Raw genomic sequence first — 6,000 nt, 5'->3', positions numbered from 1 at the left:
TCCTCGACCGCCGTCACCCGCGCGTGGTCCGGATCGGCCCGCAGATTGCCCCACTCCACGAGCTTGTCCAGCGCCTGCGTCACCGCCTCGACGTCGGCGGGCCGGCTCCCCGCGTCCAGCGCCGCGTGCACGTCCTCCGGCCGCAGATGCACCGCGAACCGCTCCTTGGCGGCGAGGAAGGCGCGCATCACCTGGCGGTAGAGGGGGGCGTTGGGGACGGTGAGGTGGGCGAAGGGGGCGTAGTCGGCGGGGGCGGGGCCGAAGGGCTGTGAGGCTTCGGGCCTCTGGGAGGTCTCGGAGGTCATCGTCGATCCATTGTTCCAAACCGGCGCCCTCGACTGTACGGGATGTCCACTTTTCGTGCGCCGGCCCGCTCACCGCCTTCTTTCCTCATCCCCATAGAGCACCACGCCGATGTCACCGTTCGCACCGGAGGAAACGCACCGGTTCCGTGAGCACGGCGGCAGCGGACTCCGTGTCGGCCAGCCGGGCCGACAGTGTGGCCCCGGCGAGGCGTGGCGGGAGGGCCTCGGCGAACTTCAGGCCGCGCAGTGCGCGTTCGTCGACGTCTGGAAGACACAGCTGGTCCGTCATGTCCTTCGTGGCGTCGCTCCAGGTGCGCGCGGTGACGTCCTCCCGCAGCCGGATCCAGCGGTCGTTGATGTGCTGCCCCGGCACAACCACCGTGTCGAGGGTCGCAGCGAGCGTGGCGTTGGCGCGGTGGCCTGCCCAGGTCCACCAGCGCACGTGGCCTCCCGCGTCCTGAATGATCAAGGTGCCTCCGGGATGCACCCGGTCCAGGTACTCCTCGCGGGTCCGGCGCAGGGCGCTGGTCGCCCGTTGGGTCATCTTCACGGGCGGGTCCTCGCCCAGCAGTACCTGGCGTTCGGCGCGCGTGAGCTCATGGGAACCCGCCAGGCCGAACCCGGCGCTGCTCCACTTCGTCTTGCCTCCCCCGTCGGCCGGCTCGACGAAGCAGCGCCTGCGCCGCCAGTCGATGTAGGTGACCTGCCAGTTCCGGCCGGCCAGCAGAAGCCGACGCGGACCGTCGAGCCGTTCGGTGAGGAGGCTGGGGTCGGTTCGGCCGATCTCCGTGCGTCCTTGGAGAACGGTGAACTGCGGGGGTGCGGTGAACACGGCGGTGAGGTTCATGAAGTGGCGGTGCCCGAAGCGCCGCTCGGCCTCCGGTCCGATGAACAGCATGCCGCCGTCCCTGTCCAGGTACCCCTGGTCGTCAAGGTGCCGGACAACAGGCTCGGCGGTGGATGTGCCGAAGGGGCCGAGTCCGTTCCACCACTCCTGCCACAAGTGCTCACCGACGCGATGTTCCTGCAAGCACAGCGCCAGGAGTTGCTGGGCGACGATGTGCCGGGGCTCCGGTGGCGCCACGACGGGCTCCACCCAGCCCTGCGACCACTTGAGCAGCAGTCCGGCCGCGCCCAGCAGACCGTCCTCGTCCAGGGCCAGGAACAGGCAGTTGCGTGCGGACCCTTCACGGCGTCCGGAACGGCCGAGGCGCTGGAGGAAGGAGGCGACCGAGGCAGGGGCGTCGATCTGAATGACGCGGTCCAGGTCACCGACGTCGATGCCGAGTTCCAGCGTGCTGGTGGAGATGATCACGCAGTCGCGGGCCTCGGCGAAGGCCGCCTCGGCACGTCGGCGCTCGTCGAGGGAGAGCGAAGCGTGCGACAGGAAGGTGGTGACGCCCTTGGCGCGGAGCTTTTTGGGCTACACCTGAAGGCGTCAATACTGCGAACCTGGTAGCCGAGGTCCGGCAGGGCGGGGCTTTCACCGCGTCCGGACTTCGAGATGCGGTCACCGGCACCTGCTGGATACGCTCGCTGAGTGGCCGGGTGATGATGGCCCGAGACCGGGAGCAGGATCCGCCCCACCCCGCCCACCGGAAACGACGACTTCCGCAGTCCAAACCTCTGCAGTGTCCACGCCCTCCACGAGAGGAAGGTTGCGATGAGGTTCACTCGCATGCGTACAGCAAGGGTCACCGCGGCAGCTGTGGTCGCCATCCCGCTCGCGCTTGGAGGTCTGGCGTCGCAGAGCCACGCACAGGATGCGTCTCCCAGCCCGTCGGGGACGTTCGGTCCCGGCTGCTCGGCGCTCTCCCAGAAGGCCGACACCTCCAAGGACAAGGTCGTAGAGGCCTCGGCCGCATATCCACAGCTCAGCCAGCTGGTCTCAGCCGCGGTCAGGGCAAGGCTGAGCGGCACCCTCGACGGGAAACCCCACGTCACCGTCTTCGCGCCCAACAACCAGGCTTTCCAGAAGGTGACCGTGTCGCAGCTTGACTCGCTGCTCAGCAATCAGGGGCAGCTGAAGAAGGTGCTGACCTACCACGTCGTGGACAAGCAGATCGCCCCGAACGAACTCTCCAAGGGCTCCTTCACGACGCTGGAAGGCAGCAAACTGACCACGTCGGGCTCGGGCACCGACTTCAAGGTCAACGGCAAGGCGAAGATCGTCTGCGGCAACATCAAGGCCGCGAACGCCACCATCTACGTCATTGACACCGTCCTCCAGCCCCCGTCCTGACTCATGGCTCCCGTTCCCGGCGCGGGGCGACCCGTGTGGACTCGGGAACGGGAGCTCCCTCGCGCAGCTTCCGGTCCGTGGCCGTGGTCCTCTCCTGCCGGCGGCCGTACCGGTCGGCGAGGGCGGCGGCGGAGACACCGTGCGGCAGCACGCCCAGGCCGGCGGTGACCGCCACCACTCTCGCCAGCAGTTCGACTCCCTGGACGTGCTCCTCATCAAGGAGCAGCCCGAGCACGACGGACGCCGGACCGCGGAGTCCGAACCACCCGATGTAGGCCACCGTGGGCAGTCGCAGCCCCCTGCCGGCGAGCGCGACGGCCACTGGCAGCATCCGGAGGACGGTGAGGCTGAGGACCGCGTAGCCAACGATGCGCCAGCTCAGGTTCTCCAGCGTCGGGCCGAGCAGTACGGCTCCGAAGAGCAGTTGATGAGGTTCGGTCGTGCGGAGCAGTCGCTTCGGACATGTCTGGATCGGGACACCGTAGTACGCGAGCGTCGCTCGATCGGCGCGCGGACGGACCGCGATACGTGGGTGCGTATCGAGCGGCGCGGGCTCGACCGGATCGGGGTCCGGGGCAGGGACGGCACCGCGCCCCCGCAGCCCCCTGCTCGGCCCACCGCCCTGGTGGTGCCGGACTACGGGCGGGCCGGCCTCGACGTGGCCCACGAGTTCTTCGCACTGATCGACGAAGGCGTCCGTCCCGCGATCGTCACCAAGGAGCGGGCCGACGACGACGCTTACCCGAAGAGGCGCGGCATCACCGAACTCCGCGAAGTGGCACCCTGCCCGGTGCGTCGACTCCGCTGATCTCCTCGCCGACCTTCACGTGCGGTGCGCAGGCAGCAAACGGTGGGCACTTGCGTACAGCGGAGCTCGCGTCGCTGAAGTGCACGTCAACCCATGCACAGGTCTTGACTGTCGCTCGCCTCGCGCCGGACCCACCTCAACGGGATACGGTCCCACCGCCGGGCGTCGCGTACAGGCGGTCGAGAACCGTCACCGTCACCGCCGCATAGGCGAGGTGGGGGACGATGTCGGAGACCCAGTCCGACGCCGACCAAGTCCGCGGGTCTGTCACGCCCAGAGCCGTCATCGGACCGTTCGTGCCGATCATCGCCCCCACTGCGGCAACAGCGTATTCGGGGGCTTGGGACGGGTGCCAGCCGGCGCTGCGGGCCAGGGACAGCAGGGCTCCCATCCCGAGACCGCTGGCGATTCCGGTCAGCGGGGCGAGTCCCGCCACCCGGTTGTCCAGGGCCGGGCCGTCGCCGGGGATCCTCACATGCAGTTTCGCCGCGAGCTTGCGCAGGGTGACCTCGGGTGTCGCGCTCGCCGGCCTGGCCCGCAGCGCCATGTCCGCGTAGCTGACGACGTTGAGCGCGGTCGTACCCGCGGCGCCGGCCGCGGTTCCGTAGAGAAGTGGACGTATCACACAGCGCATGGACCCTTCCTCCTCCGTACGGACGCCTCCACGGTCCGCACCGGACACGGACCGGAGCACATGGCCACGATCCGGCTGCGCACATCGCCCTGCGGCCCTGGTCAGGCCCAGGGTCAGGCCCAGGGTCAGGCCCCGGCGATATTCCTGCCCGGCATCGGCTCCGCGAGTGCCTTCCGCCCCTCAGGCGCATCGAAGGGGTCCGCGAAGTACTGCGTCTCGTGCACCACATACCCGTGGGAGAACTCCATCACGCTCACCGAGCGGGTGGGCACCCCGTCGTACGTGATGACACACTCACTCACCCACAGATCCCCGCTGCCGACGATCCGGTGGACGGTGAAGTGCCGACTGGCAGGGTGCCCCCCACGTTGCGCCGAAATCGTCGCGCGGCCCCGGAATCGTTCACCTGACTGGGGGTAGTCGAGGATCGCGTCCGCGGCGTAAAGGGCATGCTCGGCGTCGGTATCCCCACGTTCCGATGCTCGCCAGTGTTCCTCGAGTGCGGCCCTGTTCAGCCCTTCGCGTGGAACGGACCCGGTGCCTGCGCTGTCATTCATCGCAATCCTTTCCCTGTCCGGCGCTCTGGCCGCCGTCCACGTGGAGGACCTCGCCGGTGACGAAGGACGCCTGCTCGAGGTACACGATGGCCTGGACGACGTCGTCGACCTCTTCCATCCGCCCGAGTGGATGGCGAGCCACGAGTTCGGGCGTGATCTCCGGGTTCATCGGCGTACGGACGACGCCGAGCGAGACGGTGTTCACGCGGATGCCCTGCCCTGCAAATTCGATCGCCAACTCCTTGGTGACCGCGTTCAGGCCGCCCTTGGTCAGCGACGCGAGCGCGCACGGCACCTGTGCGTTCGGCTGGTCGACCAGGGAGGTGGAGATGTTCACCAGGTGACCGCCGTCTTCACCCCGGGAGAGCATCGCGCCGACGGCGCTGCGCGAGACGTTGAAGAATCCGCGCAGGTTCACACCGACGATCAGGTCGAAGTCCTTGTCCGTGTAGTCGGTGAACGGCTTGCCGATGTAGACGCCGGCGCTGTTGACCACGGTGTCGATCCGGCCGAACCGATCCATCGCCGCCCCCACGATCCGCTCGCCCGCACCGGGCTCCACCAGATCGCCGCTGAAGGCGAACACCTGCGGGTCCTCGGATTCCGGCATGGAACGGCTGGTGGCCGCGACCGCGTACCCGAGGCCGCGGTAGGCGGTGACGACGGCGGAGCCGATGCCCCCGCTGGCACCGGTGATGACCGCGACCTTCCGGGCGGTGTCCGCACCCGTGGTGTCGTCCACGCTCACTTGAGGATTTCCAGCATCCGGTTGCCCAGAATCGCGGCCGAAGCCGGGTTCTGCCCGGTGACCAGGTTGCGGTCCTCGACCATGTACGGCTCCCAGATCGGGCCGCGGCTGAAGTTGACCCCGACCTTCTCCTGCACATCGGTCTCCAGCAGCCACGGGGCCAGGGGGGCCAGTCCGACGCCCTCCTCCTCCTCGTTGGTGAAACAGGTGATGTCGAAGCCCTTGAACGGCGACTCGCCGTGGATCCTGGTCGCCAGCATCGAGGCAGGCGCGTGACAGACGATGAACAGAGGGTTACCCGAGGTCAGCTGCTGCGTCAGCAGCCGTCCGGCATCGGCGTCCCAGGCCAGGTCCGACATCGGACCGTGGCCGCCCGGCAAGTACACCCCGTCGTAGTCCTCGAGGCGGACGTCCGACAGTCGCAAGGGCCGACGCATCACCTCCGCGGAACGGATGACGGCCTCCAGTTCGAGGGCGTTGTCATTTCCGCCGACCATCTCGGGGCGTAGGCTCATCATGTCGACGTTGGGGGTCACGCCGTTGGGCGTCGCGACGACGATCTCATGGCCGGCGTCCGTCAAGATCTTGTACGGGTTCGCGAACTCCTCGGCCCAGTAGCCCGTCGCGTACCTCGTGCCGTCCTTCAACACCCAGTAGGTGGCTCCGGTCACGATGAAAAGCACCCTGGCCATGGCAAGGATCCCCT

The 6,000-nt window shown here is 68.4% G+C and carries 8 protein-coding genes and 1 pseudogene; 2 read left to right on the top strand and 7 right to left on the bottom strand.

Annotation, left to right across the window (positions count from 1 at the left end):
- Both ACFP2V_RS32180 and ACFP2V_RS32175 read right to left on the bottom strand, forming a co-directional pair.
- The coding region (locus ACFP2V_RS32180; protein WP_381218807.1) for a DUF2397 family protein at nucleotides 1-305 on the bottom strand (305 nt) is incomplete at its 3' end.
- Nucleotides 306-417: 112 nt separating this feature from the next.
- Nucleotides 418-1,725: pseudogene (locus ACFP2V_RS32175) on the bottom strand (helicase-related protein); the annotation flags it as partial.
- A 258-nt stretch (nucleotides 1,726-1,983) separates the two neighbouring features.
- Between ACFP2V_RS32175 and ACFP2V_RS32170 the strand changes: the two are divergent.
- Entirely contained in the window at nucleotides 1,984-2,547 is a 564-nt protein-coding gene (locus ACFP2V_RS32170) for a fasciclin domain-containing protein (protein WP_381218806.1), read from the top strand.
- 1 nt (nucleotide 2,548) lies between these two features.
- Here the strand turns inward: ACFP2V_RS32170 and ACFP2V_RS32165 are convergent, their stop codons facing one another.
- Complete coding sequence (locus ACFP2V_RS32165) at nucleotides 2,549-2,878, bottom strand: hypothetical protein (protein WP_381218805.1); 330 nt, start codon at nucleotides 2,876-2,878, stop codon at nucleotides 2,549-2,551.
- A gap of 201 nt (nucleotides 2,879-3,079) precedes the next feature.
- On the opposite strand from ACFP2V_RS32165, the gene ACFP2V_RS32160 reads away from it, so the two are divergent.
- The gene (locus ACFP2V_RS32160; protein ID WP_381218810.1) at nucleotides 3,080-3,355 is read left to right on the top strand and encodes a hypothetical protein; all 276 of its coding nucleotides are present in this window, start codon (nucleotides 3,080-3,082) and stop codon (nucleotides 3,353-3,355) included.
- A gap of 136 nt (nucleotides 3,356-3,491) precedes the next feature.
- Here ACFP2V_RS32160 and ACFP2V_RS32155 read toward each other — a convergent pair whose 3' ends face one another.
- From ACFP2V_RS32155 to ACFP2V_RS32140, 4 genes are all read right to left on the bottom strand, one after another.
- Complete coding sequence (locus tag ACFP2V_RS32155; RefSeq protein WP_381218804.1) at nucleotides 3,492-3,989, bottom strand: hypothetical protein; 498 nt, start codon at nucleotides 3,987-3,989, stop codon at nucleotides 3,492-3,494.
- Nucleotides 3,990-4,114: 125 nt separating this feature from the next.
- Nucleotides 4,115-4,546 carry a nuclear transport factor 2 family protein gene (locus ACFP2V_RS32150; protein WP_381218803.1) on the bottom strand — a complete coding sequence of 144 codons (432 nt, stop codon included), beginning with the start codon at nucleotides 4,544-4,546 and terminating at the stop codon, nucleotides 4,115-4,117.
- A complete protein-coding gene (locus tag ACFP2V_RS32145; protein ID WP_381218802.1) occupies nucleotides 4,539-5,294 on the bottom strand; it encodes an SDR family NAD(P)-dependent oxidoreductase in 756 nt (251 codons plus the stop codon). Before ACFP2V_RS32145 ends, ACFP2V_RS32150 begins: the two co-directional genes overlap by 8 nt.
- Nucleotides 5,291-5,986, bottom strand: a complete 696-nt coding sequence (locus tag ACFP2V_RS32140; RefSeq protein ID WP_381218801.1) for a type 1 glutamine amidotransferase domain-containing protein — start codon at nucleotides 5,984-5,986, stop codon at nucleotides 5,291-5,293. The genes ACFP2V_RS32145 and ACFP2V_RS32140 overlap by 4 nt, the downstream gene beginning before the upstream one ends.
- Between the last annotated feature and the right edge of the window lie 14 nt (nucleotides 5,987-6,000).

This window comes from Streptomyces incanus (genome assembly GCF_042656345.1).
Lineage (GTDB): Bacteria > Actinomycetota > Actinomycetes > Streptomycetales > Streptomycetaceae > Streptomyces > Streptomyces incanus.
The sequence above is the reverse complement of the archived record's forward strand: the minus strand, read 5'-3'. Positions and strand labels throughout refer to the sequence as shown.